At 63.0% G+C, this 13970-nt stretch carries 19 protein-coding genes and 1 pseudogene; all 20 read left to right on the forward strand.

Features of this window, described 5'->3' with window-relative positions; all coding sequences use genetic code 11:
• The first annotated feature begins 784 nt into the window (after nt 1-784).
• The gene (locus tag AADX97_RS27330) at nt 785-1123 is read left to right on the forward strand and encodes a MarR family EPS-associated transcriptional regulator (protein WP_374237227.1); all 339 of its coding nucleotides are present in this window, start codon (nt 785-787) and stop codon (nt 1121-1123) included.
• Nucleotides 1033-1872 carry a hypothetical protein gene (locus AADX97_RS27335; RefSeq protein ID WP_374237229.1) on the forward strand — a complete coding sequence of 280 codons (840 nt, stop codon included), beginning with the start codon at nt 1033-1035 and terminating at the stop codon, nt 1870-1872. Before AADX97_RS27330 ends, AADX97_RS27335 begins: the two co-directional genes overlap by 91 nt.
• An 80-nt stretch (nt 1873-1952) precedes the next feature.
• Nucleotides 1953-2996, forward strand: coding sequence for an Rpn family recombination-promoting nuclease/putative transposase (locus AADX97_RS27340; protein WP_374237230.1), 1044 nt, complete (start codon nt 1953-1955; stop codon nt 2994-2996).
• A gap of 208 nt (nt 2997-3204) precedes the next feature.
• Nucleotides 3205-3528, forward strand: coding sequence for a hypothetical protein (locus AADX97_RS27345; RefSeq protein WP_374237231.1), 324 nt, complete (start codon nt 3205-3207; stop codon nt 3526-3528).
• A gap of 63 nt (nt 3529-3591) precedes the next feature.
• Nucleotides 3592-4227 (forward strand): annotated as a pseudogene (locus tag AADX97_RS27350) (DegT/DnrJ/EryC1/StrS family aminotransferase); the annotation flags it as partial.
• The gene (locus AADX97_RS27355; protein ID WP_374237232.1) at nt 4122-4964 is read left to right on the forward strand and encodes a GDP-mannose 4,6-dehydratase; all 843 of its coding nucleotides are present in this window, start codon (nt 4122-4124) and stop codon (nt 4962-4964) included. The pseudogene AADX97_RS27350 and the gene AADX97_RS27355, both read left to right, overlap by 106 nt.
• Complete coding sequence (locus tag AADX97_RS27360; protein WP_374237233.1) at nt 4961-6121, forward strand: LegC family aminotransferase; 1161 nt, start codon at nt 4961-4963, stop codon at nt 6119-6121. The genes AADX97_RS27355 and AADX97_RS27360 overlap by 4 nt, the downstream gene beginning before the upstream one ends.
• 170 nt (nt 6122-6291) lie before the next feature.
• Nucleotides 6292-6744, forward strand: a complete 453-nt coding sequence (locus tag AADX97_RS27365; RefSeq protein WP_374237234.1) for a hypothetical protein — start codon at nt 6292-6294, stop codon at nt 6742-6744.
• 130 nt (nt 6745-6874) lie between these two features.
• Nucleotides 6875-7123, forward strand: a complete 249-nt coding sequence (locus AADX97_RS27370; protein ID WP_374237235.1) for a hypothetical protein — start codon at nt 6875-6877, stop codon at nt 7121-7123.
• Nucleotides 7120-7542 carry a hypothetical protein gene (locus AADX97_RS27375; protein WP_374237236.1) on the forward strand — a complete coding sequence of 141 codons (423 nt, stop codon included), beginning with the start codon at nt 7120-7122 and terminating at the stop codon, nt 7540-7542. Before AADX97_RS27370 ends, AADX97_RS27375 begins: the two co-directional genes overlap by 4 nt.
• Before the next feature lie 281 nt (nt 7543-7823).
• Nucleotides 7824-8258, forward strand: a complete 435-nt coding sequence (locus AADX97_RS27380; RefSeq protein WP_374237237.1) for a nucleotidyltransferase substrate binding protein — start codon at nt 7824-7826, stop codon at nt 8256-8258.
• Nucleotides 8245-8571: a nucleotidyltransferase domain-containing protein gene (locus tag AADX97_RS27385; protein ID WP_374237238.1), complete on the forward strand. Its 327-nt coding sequence runs from the start codon at nt 8245-8247 to the stop codon at nt 8569-8571. The genes AADX97_RS27380 and AADX97_RS27385 overlap by 14 nt, the downstream gene beginning before the upstream one ends.
• Nucleotides 8568-8951 carry a hypothetical protein gene (locus AADX97_RS27390; RefSeq protein WP_374237239.1) on the forward strand — a complete coding sequence of 128 codons (384 nt, stop codon included), beginning with the start codon at nt 8568-8570 and terminating at the stop codon, nt 8949-8951. Before AADX97_RS27385 ends, AADX97_RS27390 begins: the two co-directional genes overlap by 4 nt.
• A 17-nt stretch (nt 8952-8968) precedes the next feature.
• Complete coding sequence (locus AADX97_RS27395) at nt 8969-9325, forward strand: hypothetical protein (RefSeq protein WP_374237240.1); 357 nt, start codon at nt 8969-8971, stop codon at nt 9323-9325.
• On the forward strand, nt 9322-10332 hold the full coding sequence (gene neuB, locus AADX97_RS27400) for an N-acetylneuraminate synthase (protein ID WP_374237241.1): 1011 nt from the start codon (nt 9322-9324) through the stop codon (nt 10330-10332). The genes AADX97_RS27395 and neuB overlap by 4 nt, the downstream gene beginning before the upstream one ends.
• A 46-nt stretch (nt 10333-10378) precedes the next feature.
• The gene (locus AADX97_RS27405) at nt 10379-10921 is read left to right on the forward strand and encodes an antitoxin Xre/MbcA/ParS toxin-binding domain-containing protein (RefSeq protein ID WP_374237242.1); all 543 of its coding nucleotides are present in this window, start codon (nt 10379-10381) and stop codon (nt 10919-10921) included.
• Nucleotides 10921-11412 carry an RES family NAD+ phosphorylase gene (locus AADX97_RS27410; protein WP_374237243.1) on the forward strand — a complete coding sequence of 164 codons (492 nt, stop codon included), beginning with the start codon at nt 10921-10923 and terminating at the stop codon, nt 11410-11412. The genes AADX97_RS27405 and AADX97_RS27410 overlap by 1 nt, the downstream gene beginning before the upstream one ends.
• Nucleotides 11409-12575 carry a UDP-N-acetylglucosamine 2-epimerase gene (gene neuC / locus AADX97_RS27415; protein WP_374237244.1) on the forward strand — a complete coding sequence of 389 codons (1167 nt, stop codon included), beginning with the start codon at nt 11409-11411 and terminating at the stop codon, nt 12573-12575. Before AADX97_RS27410 ends, neuC begins: the two co-directional genes overlap by 4 nt.
• Before the next feature lie 174 nt (nt 12576-12749).
• Nucleotides 12750-12995 carry a hypothetical protein gene (locus tag AADX97_RS27420; RefSeq protein ID WP_374237245.1) on the forward strand — a complete coding sequence of 82 codons (246 nt, stop codon included), beginning with the start codon at nt 12750-12752 and terminating at the stop codon, nt 12993-12995.
• An 84-nt stretch (nt 12996-13079) separates the two neighbouring features.
• Nucleotides 13080-13337 (forward strand): DUF4351 domain-containing protein, encoded by a 258-nt coding sequence (locus tag AADX97_RS27425; RefSeq protein ID WP_374237246.1) that lies wholly within the window; start codon nt 13080-13082, stop codon nt 13335-13337.
• The last annotated feature ends 633 nt before the right edge of the window (nt 13338-13970 follow it).

Raw genomic sequence — 13970 nt, forward strand, 5'->3', positions numbered from 1 at the left:
ACATGCCGTAGGCTGTTGCTGTCCATACCCCGACCGGGATGCCCCCAATCAAAGCGATCTCCCCTCCCGCGCGAGGGAGGGGTCGGGGGAGAGGCGCAAATCAGACTGGAACTCGCTCCCAAGCAGAGAGACTGTGCAAGTATTCCCCGACGGTGTCGACCGAGGCGCCGATCGCGTAGGTCGAGTTAGGTGCGCCGGCACCGTCGCCTTTGAGAACGAAAAGGTTGGCGCGCACCGTCACCCGACATGCGGCGCCGGGATGTCGGGTTACGCCGCGCTAACCCGACCTACGGCGAATACCTGCACAGTCTCAGAGCCTGGAAACGAGGGGAACAAAGGTGCACCGCACCCCCTACGCCCTTGCCCTGCCGCCCCCAACCGGCTACCCTACCGCAGCCGTACAACGCCTGAACAATTTACCCCCCGCCCATACCCCGAAAACGACAGGGTAGGGCGGTAGCGTTTCCGAAGCGCCTCCGCAAGCCCGCCCGGGACCACCGAGCGAGGCCCCGCGAGCGCCGCTCTCGCTCCCGGGCTCCCCGACTGTGCACGAATCCTTCGTCGGTTGGGCCGAGGAACGAAGCCCAACGCCGAGGTCGAGGTCACCGCTGGATTGTTGTGCGTCCGACGTCCGCCCAGCCGACGCGGAACCGTCCTTTTCGATCCCGAGCGGAAACTCTTTCACAATCTCTCCGCACGGGCGTGTCGCCCCGACGCTCCGCGTTACGAACCCGACGCCCGACGCCAACGCTCGCACCTCCGGCACCCCGCGACGCACACCGCCATGACCGACGAGCTTCAATACCGTGTCCTGAAGCACATGGAGGCGCACCCCGACGCCACCCAACGCGATCTGGCGAAGGCCCTCGGCGTGAGTCTGGGCAGCACCAACTTCTGCGTGCGCGCCGTGATCGATCAAGGCTGGGTGAAAGTCCAGAACTTCCGTCGGAACGACAACAAGCTCGCCTACGCCTACCTGCTCACCCCGCAGGGCATCGAGGCCAAGGCCCGCATCACCGCGCGCTTACCCAGGTGTTCGACCGGCCGCTGTCCGGACGCCATCTGTTCGAGGAGGTCATCCGCGAGAACCTGGATCTTGGACGACCCGAGAAGGTCAGCCTGATCTTCAATCGGAGGATCACCAAACGCACGCCGGGGAGCTTTCATACCCGCGTCATCACCCAAGGGGTCATCCCTTCGCTGCATGTCGGCTACAAATCCTCCAAGATCAAGCAGTCCTTCAAGGAAGGCCGGGCCCTGCGCACCGAGACCACGATCAACAACACCCACGACTTCGGCATCGGACGGAATCTCAACAACCTGCCCGCCCTGCGGGCCATCGGCTTTGCCGCCAACCGCCGATTGCTCGAGGTCGAGACGCTCAGCCAGGACTGTCTGCTGGCCGAGGAGGTGTTCGATCAGGTCACCCAACCGCAGGTGGTCGGCGGGCAACGCGCCCCCGGGTTACACCTCGACGATCCGCGGGTGTTGGCCCTGTTCACCGCCCTGTGTCTGTTCCTCACCCTGCCCGAGGGCTTCCGCCACGCGGGGATGCGCACCTGGATGGCGCAGGCCTTGGGGCTGCCGCTCGCGGCCTATTCACCCGGCCGGATGACCTATGATCTGCGCCGACTGCGGCTGCATGGCCTCATCGAACGGATCCCGCAGAGCCATCGCTATCGGGTCACCGATGCGGGTCTGCGGGTGGCCCTGTTCTTCACCAAGGTCCACAGCCGCATCCTGCGACCGGGGTTGTCCCAATTGTTCGACGGCTGCCCCAAAGCGCCCAACCGGCCCATCGCCACCGCCATGGGTCGGCTGCAACAGGCCCTCGCGGACCTGTTCGAACAGGCCAAACTTGCGCCGGCTTAAACTTGACTCACGCGCGCAGAAAGTTGTTCGTCAAGGAACCCTAGGGAACGAGGGAAAAGCGAGGGCAATCGTTCGGCCACATGAAGACACCGAAGACATCCAAGACACAGCGGCGCGACCCCACCCACGACAGCGGCTACAAACTGCTCTACAGCCACGCTGCCATGGTGCGCGACCTGTTGCGCGGCTTCGTGCCCGGCCCCTGGGTGCAAGCGCTCGACCTGGGGACCCTGGAGCGCTGCAGCGGCAGCTATGTGACCGACGACCTGCGCGACCGCGCCGACGACATCGTCTGGCGCCTGCGCTGGGGCCCCGACTGGCTCTACGTCTACCTGCTGCTGGAATTCCAATCCACCGTCGATCCTTGGATGGCGGTGCGCATCCAGACCTACCTCGGGCTGCTCTACCAGGATCTCGTTCGCGCCGGGACCCTGAGTGCCGCAGGGCGCCTGCCCCCGGTTCTCCCCGTGGTGCTCTACAATGGTGTCACGCCCTGGCGCGCTGCCGAGACGCTGGAGCCGCTCATCGAGCCGGCGCCGCCGCTGCTCGAGTGCTATCGCCCGCGACAGGCTTACCTGCTGCTCGACGAGCAGCGCATCGCCAACGCCGGCTCCCTGCCCGAGCGCAACCTCAGTGCGGCCCTGTTTCGGCTCGAGGCCAGCCGCGGCGCGGGCGAGGCGATGGGCATCGTGCACGCCTTGCTCGACTGGCTCAAGGCGCCGGAACAGACCGGTCTGCGCCGTGACTTCGCGGTCTGGTTCGGTCGCGTCTTCCTGCCCAAGCGGCTGCCCGGCGTGCCACTGCCACCCCTTGGCGAACTCAGCGAGGTGTATCACATGTTGGCCGAGAATCTGGAAACCTGGACCGATCAGTGGAAACGAGAAGGCTTGGAACAAGGCTTGGAACAAGGCTTGGAACAAGGTCGCGAAGCAACCCGCCACATCCTGGTCCGTCTGGTGCGACGCCGATTTGGTCCAACGGTCGCCGAGCAGACACAACCGTTGCTGGCGCGCATCGTCGACCTTCGGATGTTGGAAGACCTCGGCGACCAACTGCTCATCAGTCCGGACGGAAGCCATTGGTTGCAGGCCGTGCGGAGCATGAGTGCCGGAGACGAACCCTAGAAGGAGCGAGTATGAAGTGTTCCCCCTTTCCGTGTCTTTCCGTGGCAAAAGAAAGCCCGAAAGAGTTCAGCCACGGAAACACACGGAAAGACACGGAAAAGAGAAAAGCGAGCTCAAGCCAGGATACTTGACGTATTTCCCCCTTTCCGTGTCCTTCCGTGTCCTTCCGTGTGTTTCCGTGGCCAAAAAACAAACTCAGAGCACGCCCATGCAAGTCGAAGCCATCTACAACCAAGGCCGACTCGAATTTCAGACCTCGCTGAAGCTCAAACACCAGCGATTCCGCGTGCGTGTCGAGATCCCGGATCAAGAAATCGCCGACACACTCACGCCCATCCCGCCCACCTATGATCTGGCCGACTTCCCACCCGAAGTCCGCGAGAAAGTAGCGAAGATGGCGGCGATCGCCGAAGACGCGCGGCAGCCGCCCGAGCCGCAGACGCATGTCGAGGAATCGGAAGAAGAGCGCCAACGCTGGGCCGCCGCAGATCTGCGCAATGCATCGCGACTTGAGCAAGGCCGCACCCCGTGAAAGAGCTCTTGCTTGACGTCAACATCGTCGTCGATCTGTGTGTCGAGCGTGCCGGTTCCGCGAATGCCCGACTCGCGATCGCCCTGGCCGAGACCGGTGGCGTTGCCCTATGGGTCTATACCGGATCGGTGCAGACGCTCGATCTTCCCGAGCAAGCCGTTGGGCTGTTACGGCGACGGCGGCGCCATCTTCACGAGCGACGACACCATCGCCCAAGCCTGTCGCGAGATCCGCGTTCACGGTCAGAGCAAACGGTATGTGCATACGCGCATCGGCGTCGGCGGACGGATGGATACCCTCCAATGCGCAGTCATCCTCGCCAAGCTCGATCGCTTCGACCAAGACATCGCCCAACGCCAAGCCGTCGCGCGCCGTTATCAAGATTCATTAGCCACGGAAACACACGGACGGACACGGAAAGAAGAAACAGAGAAAAACTTCCGTGTCCTTCCGTGTGTTTCCGTGGCAAAAACTCCCCGACCTCTACCCTGGCCAACCCCCGACCGCACCAGTGTCTTTGCCCAGTACAGCATCCTGGTCGATGACCGCGAGGCATTGCAGGCCAAGCTCAACTCCTGGGGTTGGCTCGATCAATGCGCCGAGGACGTGCGCGGACACTTCGAGGTCTTCGCCGGCGACATCCGCGACCCGCACGGCGTGCGCACCGCCATGACTGGCTGCGACGCGGTCCTGCACCTCGCCGCGCTCATCGCGATCCCGTACTCCTATCATTCGCCGGACACCTACGTCGACACCAAGTCCAGGCGGCGCGGGACCTGGGCGTCCAAAAGGTCATTCACACCTCCACCAGCGAGGTCTACGGCACCGCGCGCTTCGTGCCCATCACCGAAGCGCATCCCTTGCAGGGCCAATCGCCCTATTCGGCCAGTAAGATCGGCGCGGATCACATCGCCCTGTCCTTCTATCTGTCGTTCGGCACGCCGGTCACGGTACTGCGCCCCTTCAACACCTACGGGCCGCGCCAATCCGCGCGCGCCGTCATCCCGACCATCATCACCCAGATCGCCAACGGCCAACGCCGGCTCAAGCTCGGCGCCCTGCACCCCACGCGCGACTTCAACTATGTCGAGGACACGGTCGCCGGTTTCCTCGCCGCGCTGGCCTCCGATCGCGGCCTCGGCGAAGTGATCAACATCGGCAGCAGCTTCGAGATCTCCATCGGCGACACGGCGGCGACCATCGCCGAGGTGATGGGTGCCGAGATCGAGATCCTGACCGATGTGCAGCGTCTGCGCCCCGAGAAGAGCGAGGTCGAGCGTCTCTTCGCCGACAACCGCAAGGCTGCCGATCTCCTCGGCTGGCGGCCCGCGTACGGCGGTCTCGACGGCTTCCGGCGCGGCCTCGAGCACACCGCCGCCTGGTTCGCCGATCCGCGCCATCTCGCGCTCTACAAGTCGGACCGCTACAACCTGTGAACAGCTTGCCGGAAGCCATTGTTGCGGCCATCCGAGACGTCGTCGGTCCCGGCCCGGTCAACCTGCACGAGCCACGCTTCTCCGGCAACGAGTCGCGCTATGTGCAGGACTGTATCGACTCGACCTTCGTCTCCTCGGTCGGTCGCTACGTCGACCGATTCGAGGCGGAGCTCGCGGCCTACACCGGCGCCCGTCACGCCGTCGCGGTCGTCAACGGCACCGCGGCCTTGCATGTGGCACTGCTGCTCGCCGGGGTCGAAGCCAACGACGAGGTCATCGTGCCTGCGCTCACCTTTGTCGCGACCGCCAACGCCGTGCGTTATTGCGGGGCCGTGCCGCACTTCGCCGACAGCAACGAGCGTACTCTGGGGCTGGATCCGGACGCGCTGCGTGACCGGCTCCAGACCATCGCCGAGCCGGCGGCAGTGCAGGGCTGCATCAACCGTCTGACCGGCCGGCGCATCCGCGCCATCGTCCCGATGCACACCTTCGGCCACCCCTGCGACCTGGATGGTCTGCTCGCCGTGGCCCGCGAGTTCCGGTTGACACTGGTCGAAGACGCTGCCGAATCACTCGGCTCCATCTATCACGACCGCCATACCGGCACGCTCGGCCGCCTCGGCACACTCAGCTTCAACGGCAACAAGACCATCACCACCGGCGGAGGCGGGGCCATCCTGACCGACGACACCGACCTCGCCCGACGCGCCAAACACCTGACCACCACGGCCAAGGTGCCCCACCGCTGGGCCTACGAGCACGACGCGGTCGGCTTCAACTACCGGATGCCCAACATCAACGCCGCGCTCGGTTGCGCCCAACTGGAGCAAGTGCCTGAATTCCTGGCCTCCAAACGCCGCCTCTACGAACGCTACCGCGCCGTTTTCAGCACCCTGCCGCACGTCCGGATCATGGCCGAGCCCGCCGGGTGCCGCAGCAACTACTGGCTCCAGACGCTTCTGCTGGACGACTCCGTCGCCGAGCAGCGCGATGCCATCCTGGAAGCCACCAACGCCGCCGGCGTCATGACTCGCCCGGTCTGGACCCTGATGCACCGGCTCGCGCCGTTTCTCGACTGTCCGCGCGCGCCCCTGCCGGTCGCCGAGTCGCTGGAGCGACGGATCATCAATCTCCCGAGCAGTGCCGGTTTTGTTTGAGAGTCTTGACGATTGCCGTTTCGCCCCAGGCCGTCTTAATGCATTGACGCCGCGACGGAAACACTATGCTGCTCGATGAAGGAAACCAATCGTTACGAAGATCCGAGAAGAGCAGTTGAAGCCGACGCGCGCGGCATGCTTGCTGCGGCGAGAACACTGGTGGAGGACCTATGCGAAATCTCGCTTTAGAGATCGCTCGATCGCTCGAGACAATCGAACAGGAGCGAGGCCCCTTTAAGGTCAAGTGCCTGGTTGCGCAGAATCCCGATGACATCCAACGGGATCTGATTCTCTGGGCTGACTGGTTCGAAGCCGACGAGGCGAAGCGACTCGATTATCTGATTGAAAAAATTATTGGCCAGCTAGAGGCGGACGATCTGGCTCAGTTCAATGCGATCATCACGTTCGGTGCCCGTGACGAAACCGATTTTCTACTGGCTTTAATGAGAATTCAGGATAACTATCTAAAAGGGTTTTACCAGAGTGTTTGGGGTGGAGACTTCTGGGAAGTCCGAACGAATCTGCCGCAAGCACGACTCGTCGTCCCGTTGAATCGCTCTACTCTAGACCTACCTCCGGAACGGCGCGATCCGACCAAATCACAGCGTGTAACGATAGGGTGACTAAAAGAAGCCGATTTCATTATCAGTGGGTGCGCTGCACCATCGACCTTTCACGCCTTGACGCGATCCAGGAACGGGAAGAAGCGCTTCTGGAGCACATTCGGTGTGTGTGGCGGGTGTTTTACCGACGATGATCCCATTGCTCCTGATCGGCGGCGGAGGGCACTGCCGCTCCTGCATCGACGTAATCGAGGCGCATTGCCACATCTCAACCGGTGCACGCATCAATGGCGGTGCACGTGTCGGGGCGGCCTCATTCGTCGGCAGCGGCGCCATCCTGCGTGAAGGCGTCGTTGTCGGATCAAACTCGGTTATCGGCGCGGGTCAGCTTGTCCTGCGGAACCTTCCGCCGAAGACCATCCTGCGCTCCCCGACATGACCGCACGACACACACTCGTCATCGCCGAGCGGACTGATCCCTCTGATCCGCTGGAGCGTGTCGCCGAGACAATCGCTGTAAAACTCGGTGCTCAAGCGGCCGAGCGGCTGAAGCGTCTGGCGACCTTCGCCGATGGCTGGGATCAGGGTTATGGACGAGCACTCACGGAAGACACCCTGCTCGGATTGGAGCGTTTGCTGGCGCTTGCCGACTTTGCGGACCTCGATGTCGCGCTCTTTCTCTCCCGCGATGGACATCTACTGCTCAATTGGCCCGATGCCACAGGCGAATTGGTCGAGTTGGATATCGCAAGGGATACCCTGATGTGCTTCATCGCGTCAACCGGGGACGAGCTTGAGTTGCCGATTGAACCGAGGGTCGTAACCGATCTCAAGCAATGCCGAATCAGAAGCCTGTGACTGACTCACCGGACTCATGTCTGGCGGCGAGGCAACATCAGTCGCTCGTGACACCCGCTCTGCGGTGTCACGCATGCTCTTGGCGCTCTGCGCCAAGTGCCACGATGGGCGGAGTGACGAGCAACGGGCGGAAGTCAAACGCCGAAGTGAGCGCCGTGAGGGCCTTGCCGCGGTCTCGCCAGGGAAGAGGACGACTGCAAGTCGTCTATCCCGGGGCGGGTCGCCGCTTCGCGACGACGATTGGCGTCATTTGCGCATAAACGGAAATCAGGTATGCGTCCATGACCTCCGAACCGGCTATCGACATTCGCTGGAAGCAACGCTTTGCCAATTACCGGCGCGCTTTCGGGCAACTGAGCGACGCCGTGGGCCTTGCCGCGGAACGATCTTTAACCCCGCTCGAACAGCAAGGGCTCATCAAGGCGTTCGAGTTTACCCATGAGCTCGCCTGGAATGTCATGAAGGATTACTTCGAGTACCAAGGCAACACCGCGATCACCGGCTCGCGTGACGCCATCCGCGAAGCGTTCCGCCGCGGTCTAGTCGTCGACGGCGAGACTTGGATGGAGACCATCAAGAGCAGAAACCGCTCTTCGCACACCTATGACGAGACTACCGCGAAGCAACTAATCGAGATCATCTGCACGCGCTACATCACCTTGTTCGACGCCTTCCAAACCCGCATGCTTGATCTCGCCGATCATGCCGACGGCTGACATCACCCCGGACACCTGCGGATTGTCCCAATCGGTGATCGACCGGATTCGCACCCTGCTTGACGCCTGCCCCGCGGTCGAGCGTGCACTGCTTTACGGATCCAGAGCCAAGGGGACCTACGGCCGTGGCTCGGATATCGACCTTGTCCTTGAGGGACGACAACTCGACGACATCCAAGTACTGGCGCTGGAAACCCAGCTCGACGACCTGCTGCTCCCTTACCAGATCGACCTTTCACGCCTTGCCGCGATCCAGGACGAAGCGCTCCTGGAGCACATTCGGCGTGTGGGGCGGGTGTTTTACCAACGATGATCCCATTGCTCCTGATCGGCGGCGGAGGTCACTGCCGCTCCTGCATCGACGTGATCGAGGCGCAAGGGCGTTACGCCGTCGCCGGCATCGTGCAGCCGCAGCATGAAGGAAACGAGTCCGTTCTCGGCTACCCGATCCTCGGTGCCGACGACGATCTGCCCGCCTTGCTGGCGCAGCATCCCAACGCACTGATCACCGTCGGCCAGATCAAGACACCCGATGTCCGCATCCGATTGTTCGCGCAACTCAAGCAACTGGCCATGTTCATAACTCCGACCACACGGCCGCGTGACTGCGTAGTCAGGCCATCCTGGCCTGACAGAATCAGGGCTGGAAGCCCTGACTACGCACGATTCGTCGGCCGCTGGCCGGGATTATGATCAAGGCCAAGCAACTCATGGCCACTTTGCCGGTCATTGTCTCGCCCATCGCCCACGTCTCTCGGCATGCCGACATCGACGAGGGCACCATCGTCATGCACGGCGCCATCGTCAATGCCGGTGCCCGGGTCGGTCGAAACGTGATCCTCAACAGCCAATCCCTGATCGAGCACGACGCCGTAATCGAGCCGCATTGCCACATCTCCACCGGTGCTCGCATCAATGGCAGTGCGCGGGTCGGGACCGGCACCTTCGTCGGCAGCGGCGCCATCCTGCGTGAAGGCGTCGTCGTCGGATCAAACTCCGTCATCGGCGCGGGGCAGCTTGTCCTGCGGGATCTTCAACCGAACTCCATACTGCGCTCCCCGACATGACACCACGACACACACTCGTCATCGCCGAGGCCGGCGTCAACCATAACGGCGATCCGGATCTCGCGAAGCGTCTGATCGACGTCGCCGCGCACGCCGGAGCAGACTTGGTCAAATTCCAGACCTTCTCCGCCGATCGTCTGGTCACGACGTCCGCCGCCAAGGCCGACTATCAAACACGCACCACCGACGCGGCCGAGTCCCAGCACGCCATGATCCGCCGGCTGGAGCTGAGCCGCCCCGTGCACGAGACCCTGATCGCCCATTGCCGCGAACGCGGCATCGGCTTCTTCTCCACCGCCTTCGACATCCCAAGCCTCGACCTGCTCGCCGAGTTGGGTCTGGATCGCTTCAAGGTCCCCTCCGGCGAGATCACCAATCTGCCGTATCTGCGCCACCTCGGCGGCTTCGGCAAACCCCTGATCCTCTCGACCGGCATGGCCACCCTCGGCGAGATCGAGGCCGCGATCGATGTGTTGGAGACCGCCGGCACCCCGCGCGAGCGCATCACCGTCCTGCACTGCAACACCGAATACCCGACCCCGATGCAGGACGTGAATCTGCGCGCCATGCTGGCCATCCGCGATGCCTTCGGCGTGGCCGTAGGCTACTCCGATCACACCGCCGGCATCGAAGTGCCCATCGCCGCTGTCGCACTCGGCGCGACGGTGATCGAAAAACACCTCACCCTGGACCGCAACCTCCCCGGTCCGGACCACAAGGCCAGTCTGGAGCCGGGCGAATTCGCCGCCATGGTGCGCGCCATCCGCAACATCGAGCTCGCACTGGGCGACGGCATCAAGCGCCCCAGCCCGAGCGAGGCCAAGAACAAACCGATCGCCCGAAAGTCCATCGTCGCCGCCGCCCCGATCCGTGCCGGCGAGACCTTTACGGCCGATAACCTCGCCGTCAAACGTCCCGGCACTGGCCTCTCGCCGATGCGTTGGGACGAGGTGGTCGGGCACGGCGCAAGACGAAATTTCGACAAGGATGAACTGATTGAGGTATAGGCTTACCAAAGAGGGTATCAAATCGCACCATCAGGTAGGATACGAGATGACTACAGCGAAGACAGTCGCCAAAGATGATCGCGATACCCCCGAAGATTCACGTCGACCAGCGACGGGTGTCAAGGGTAGCCCCGTTGGGCGGCCGGATTTCAAAGCTGCCGTCATCCTCAGGGACGATACCGCGACACGCATCCGCGTCGTTCTTTTTGGCCGCGAGGCGACCGACGGCGACCCGGTCATGTGGGTTCGTCGTGGGTTGCCGGTCACCGGTGTCGGCCGGCTGCAGAAGAAGTTGCGGGTTCGAGAATCAGATCTGCTGTCCCTGATCGGTATGTCGACCCAGACCTTCAAACATCGCAAACAAGAACATGAACACCTCAACGCGATCGAATCCGACCGACTCTATCGTCTCGCCAAGATCGAGGCGCGGGCCGTCGAGGTTTTCGAGGACGAGGAGATTGCCGCGAATTGGCTGAAAGCCCCCAATCGGGCACTCGGCGAAAAGCCGATCAGCCTCCTCGACACCGAGGCCGGAACCGACATGGTCGAGCGGGTCCTGACGCGCATTGAGTACGGTGTCTATAGCTGATGCGGGTGTGGCGACTGACGGCGGAGCGTCATGCCGCAACGGCATTCAGCGGGATCGGAAATCAGAAGGTCGGAAGCCGTTGGGTTCCGCCGGGATTGCTTGCCGTCTACACCTCCGAGCATGCAGCGACAACGGTGCTCGAAAACCTTGTACACATGGACCCGATCCATTTCGGCAATCGGTATGTCCTGATCGGTGCCGATATCCCGGACGAAGCGAGAACTGAATCGTTGGACATCGCAAGCCTGCCATCTGAATGGCAAAAGCTGTATGAAGATCCATTCTTGCAACAAATCGGCGAAGACTGGATCCGCCGAATGGAGACTGCTTTTCTCATCGTGCCCAGCGCAGTCGTGCCACAAGAGCGCAATATCATCATCAACCCGCTGCACCCGGATTTCCACGCCATCGTCTTTCATCCGCAACAACCGTTTCGTTTCGACAGTCGGCTCAATCCCGCCCGTCGTCCGGATACCGATACAGCCTCATGACCAAACGCATCTGCATCGTCACCGGCACCCGCGCCGAATACGGCCTGCTGCGCTGGGTGATGGAAGGCATCCGCGCGTCGCAGAGCCTGGAGCTTCAGATCATCGCCACCGGCGCGCACCTGTCGCCCGAATTCGGCCTGACCGACCGAGAGATCGAGACCGACGGCTTCCGCATCGACCGCAAGGTCGAGATGCTCCTCAGCTCCGATACCCCGGTGGGCGTGACCAAGTCCATGGGACTGGCCATGACCGGTTTCGCCGATGCCCTGCATGACCTGAACCCCGATCTGCTGCTGGTGCTCGGCGACCGCTACGAGATCTTCGCCGCTGCCGCGTCCGCCATGATCGCCCGCATCCCGATCGCCCATCTGCACGGCGGCGAGACGACGGAAGGCGCCTTCGACGAAGCCATCCGCCATGCGATCACCAAGATGGCGCACCTGCACTTCGTCGCCGCCGAGGACTATCGCCGGCGCGTCATCCAACTCGGCGAAGACCCGGAGCGCGTCTCTCTGGTCGGCGGGCTCGGCATCGACAGTATTCGCAGGCTCGACCTGCTCGATCGCCCAACCCTTGAGACCGCACTCGACTTCAAGCTCGGTAACCGGAATCTTCTGATCACCTTCCACCCGGTCACCCTCGAGCAGGGCACTGCGGTGGACCAGATGGCCGAGCTTCTGGCCGCGCTGGAGACCCTCGACGACACCCATCTCATCTTCACCATGCCCAACGCCGATACCGAAGGCCGCGGGCTGATCCGGATGATCCAGGACTTCGTCGCGCGTCATCCAGAACAGGCCAAGGCGTTTACTACCCTCGGCCAGCTGCGTTATCTCTCGACCGTCGCCCAAGTCGACGCGGTCGTCGGTAACTCATCCAGCGGACTGACCGAGGTGCCGAGCTTCAAGAAAGCCACCATCAACATCGGCGACCGCCAACGCGGGCGTCTCAAGGCCGACAGCGTCCTCGACTGCGAGCCGACGCGCACCTCGATCCTGGCGGCGCTGCGGCATCTGGAGTCACCGGACTTCAAGAGGCGCCTCGCAAATAGCCAGAACCCCTACGGCTGCGGCGGCGCCAGCGCGGCCATTGTGCGCACCCTGGAGCAGACGCCGCTGGAGGGTCTGTTGAAGAAACGCTTCCATGACCTTCGGGCCGGCTGAGGGCAAGGGCCGAGCCGGCAATCGCCTCTTATAGGGTACGCTGTGTGGATATTTAGCCCTGGCGCGAGCTGGCGCAAACCGCGCAATCGTTCCAGCATCTCGTTGATATCCGCGGCCACAGAGCAAATTGTCGTAACCGATGATCACGACCAAGAGCACGACCGGGAGTGGGCCATGACCGACAACATCGACAGCCTCGTACTCGAGAACCTGCGCGCGATTCGTGCAACACAGGACAAACACACCGAGCGCTTTGCTCGAATCGAATCGCGCATCAGCAACTTGGAGCTGACGGCTGCCGGTATGCGGCGTGATTTGGCGCACATGTATGGCGAAATCGTCGAGCAGCACGCGCACACCGATCAACTCGTCGCCCGAATCGAACGCATCGAGCGTCGTTTGGAATTGCAGGACGGCTGAACATTTCGCGGACTGACCGTGCAGGAGTTCCGGGCGATGCTGAAATTGATGACCCCGATTCAGGAGACGAAGGCGTATCAATAGATTTATGCCGAGGGCGAGGTCAAGGGTAAGACGGATGGCAAGGCCGAGGGTAAAGCCGAGGGTAAAGCCGAGGGCAAGGCCGAAAGCCTCAAGCGCCTTCTCACGCGCCGATTCGGTCCCTTGCCTGCCCGAGCCGAGCAGCGCATCGACGCCGCGCCGGTTGCGCAACTGGACACCTGGCTCGACGGCATCTTCGATGCCGCCAGCCTGGAGGATCTGATCGGAGATGACGCCGGTAAGTCCGGCGACCTCGGGTAGCCCCAACGCTCCGCGTCACGGGCTAGCCCCGAGCGCACAGACCGCGCCGGATCACCGACGACAACGACCGCCCGCCCGGCACAGTGCAACGCCCCGGCGGCAGGCACGCGGAGCGTCCCGGCCACACTCCCACGCTCCGAGTCACGAGCCAGAGACCGAGCACCTCGGCGGGTGACGTGCGTTGTCAGGCCATCATTGTTTCGGCCCGGGTCCGCCGACTTCAGTCGGCAACTGGGGCGGGTGACTTTAGTCGCCCGAGTGCACCCGGGCGGCGGACTGAAATCCGCCTCCCCACGTGCCGACTGAAGTCGGCGGACCCGAGGACGGCGGACTGAAGTCCGCCCCCCCGGTTGCCGACTGAAGTCGGCGGACCCGGGGGTTTGCAACGGTACGATGACGATCTCGGTGGTGACGACGACCTGGACACTCCCGCGCAGAGCGTGGAGCGAGTTGGTGTGGAGGGGACGCGGGAGCGAGTTAGCCACGCCCAGTAGGAGTTCACTCCCACGCTTCGAGACTGTGCAAATATTCCTGCGATGGGCCGAAAGACAGCATGGCGTAGGCCGGGGTGAGCTTGCGAACCCCGGCATTTCAACCGGTTGAAAATCCGCGGATGCTGGGGTTCGTTCCTCA

The sequence above is a fragment of the Thiocapsa sp. C2-2m genome, from assembly GCF_041903745.1.
GTDB classification, from domain to species: Bacteria; Pseudomonadota; Gammaproteobacteria; order Chromatiales; family Chromatiaceae; genus Thiocapsa; species Thiocapsa roseilacustris.

Coding starts and splice junctions, on each gene's coding strand:
- AADX97_RS27370 (WP_374237235.1), top strand. CDS start 6,875: ATGATCCCATTGCTCCTGATCGGCGGCGGAGGGCACTGCCGCTCCTGC.
- AADX97_RS27375 (WP_374237236.1), top strand. CDS start 7,120: ATGACCGCACGACACACACTCGTCATCGCCGAGCGGACTGATCCCTCT.
- AADX97_RS27340 (WP_374237230.1), top strand. CDS start 1,953: ATGAAGACACCGAAGACATCCAAGACACAGCGGCGCGACCCCACCCAC.
- neuB (WP_374237241.1), top strand. CDS start 9,322: ATGACACCACGACACACACTCGTCATCGCCGAGGCCGGCGTCAACCAT.
- AADX97_RS27395 (WP_374237240.1), top strand. CDS start 8,969: ATGGCCACTTTGCCGGTCATTGTCTCGCCCATCGCCCACGTCTCTCGG.
- AADX97_RS27420 (WP_374237245.1), top strand. CDS start 12,750: ATGACCGACAACATCGACAGCCTCGTACTCGAGAACCTGCGCGCGATT.
- AADX97_RS27345 (WP_374237231.1), top strand. CDS start 3,205: ATGCAAGTCGAAGCCATCTACAACCAAGGCCGACTCGAATTTCAGACC.
- AADX97_RS27355 (WP_374237232.1), top strand. CDS start 4,122: ATGCGCCGAGGACGTGCGCGGACACTTCGAGGTCTTCGCCGGCGACAT.
- AADX97_RS27405 (WP_374237242.1), top strand. CDS start 10,379: ATGACTACAGCGAAGACAGTCGCCAAAGATGATCGCGATACCCCCGAA.
- AADX97_RS27385 (WP_374237238.1), top strand. CDS start 8,245: ATGCCGACGGCTGACATCACCCCGGACACCTGCGGATTGTCCCAATCG.
- AADX97_RS27410 (WP_374237243.1), top strand. CDS start 10,921: ATGCGGGTGTGGCGACTGACGGCGGAGCGTCATGCCGCAACGGCATTC.
- AADX97_RS27390 (WP_374237239.1), top strand. CDS start 8,568: ATGATCCCATTGCTCCTGATCGGCGGCGGAGGTCACTGCCGCTCCTGC.
- AADX97_RS27365 (WP_374237234.1), top strand. CDS start 6,292: ATGCGAAATCTCGCTTTAGAGATCGCTCGATCGCTCGAGACAATCGAA.
- AADX97_RS27380 (WP_374237237.1), top strand. CDS start 7,824: ATGACCTCCGAACCGGCTATCGACATTCGCTGGAAGCAACGCTTTGCC.
- neuC (WP_374237244.1), top strand. CDS start 11,409: ATGACCAAACGCATCTGCATCGTCACCGGCACCCGCGCCGAATACGGC.
- AADX97_RS27330 (WP_374237227.1), top strand. CDS start 785: ATGACCGACGAGCTTCAATACCGTGTCCTGAAGCACATGGAGGCGCAC.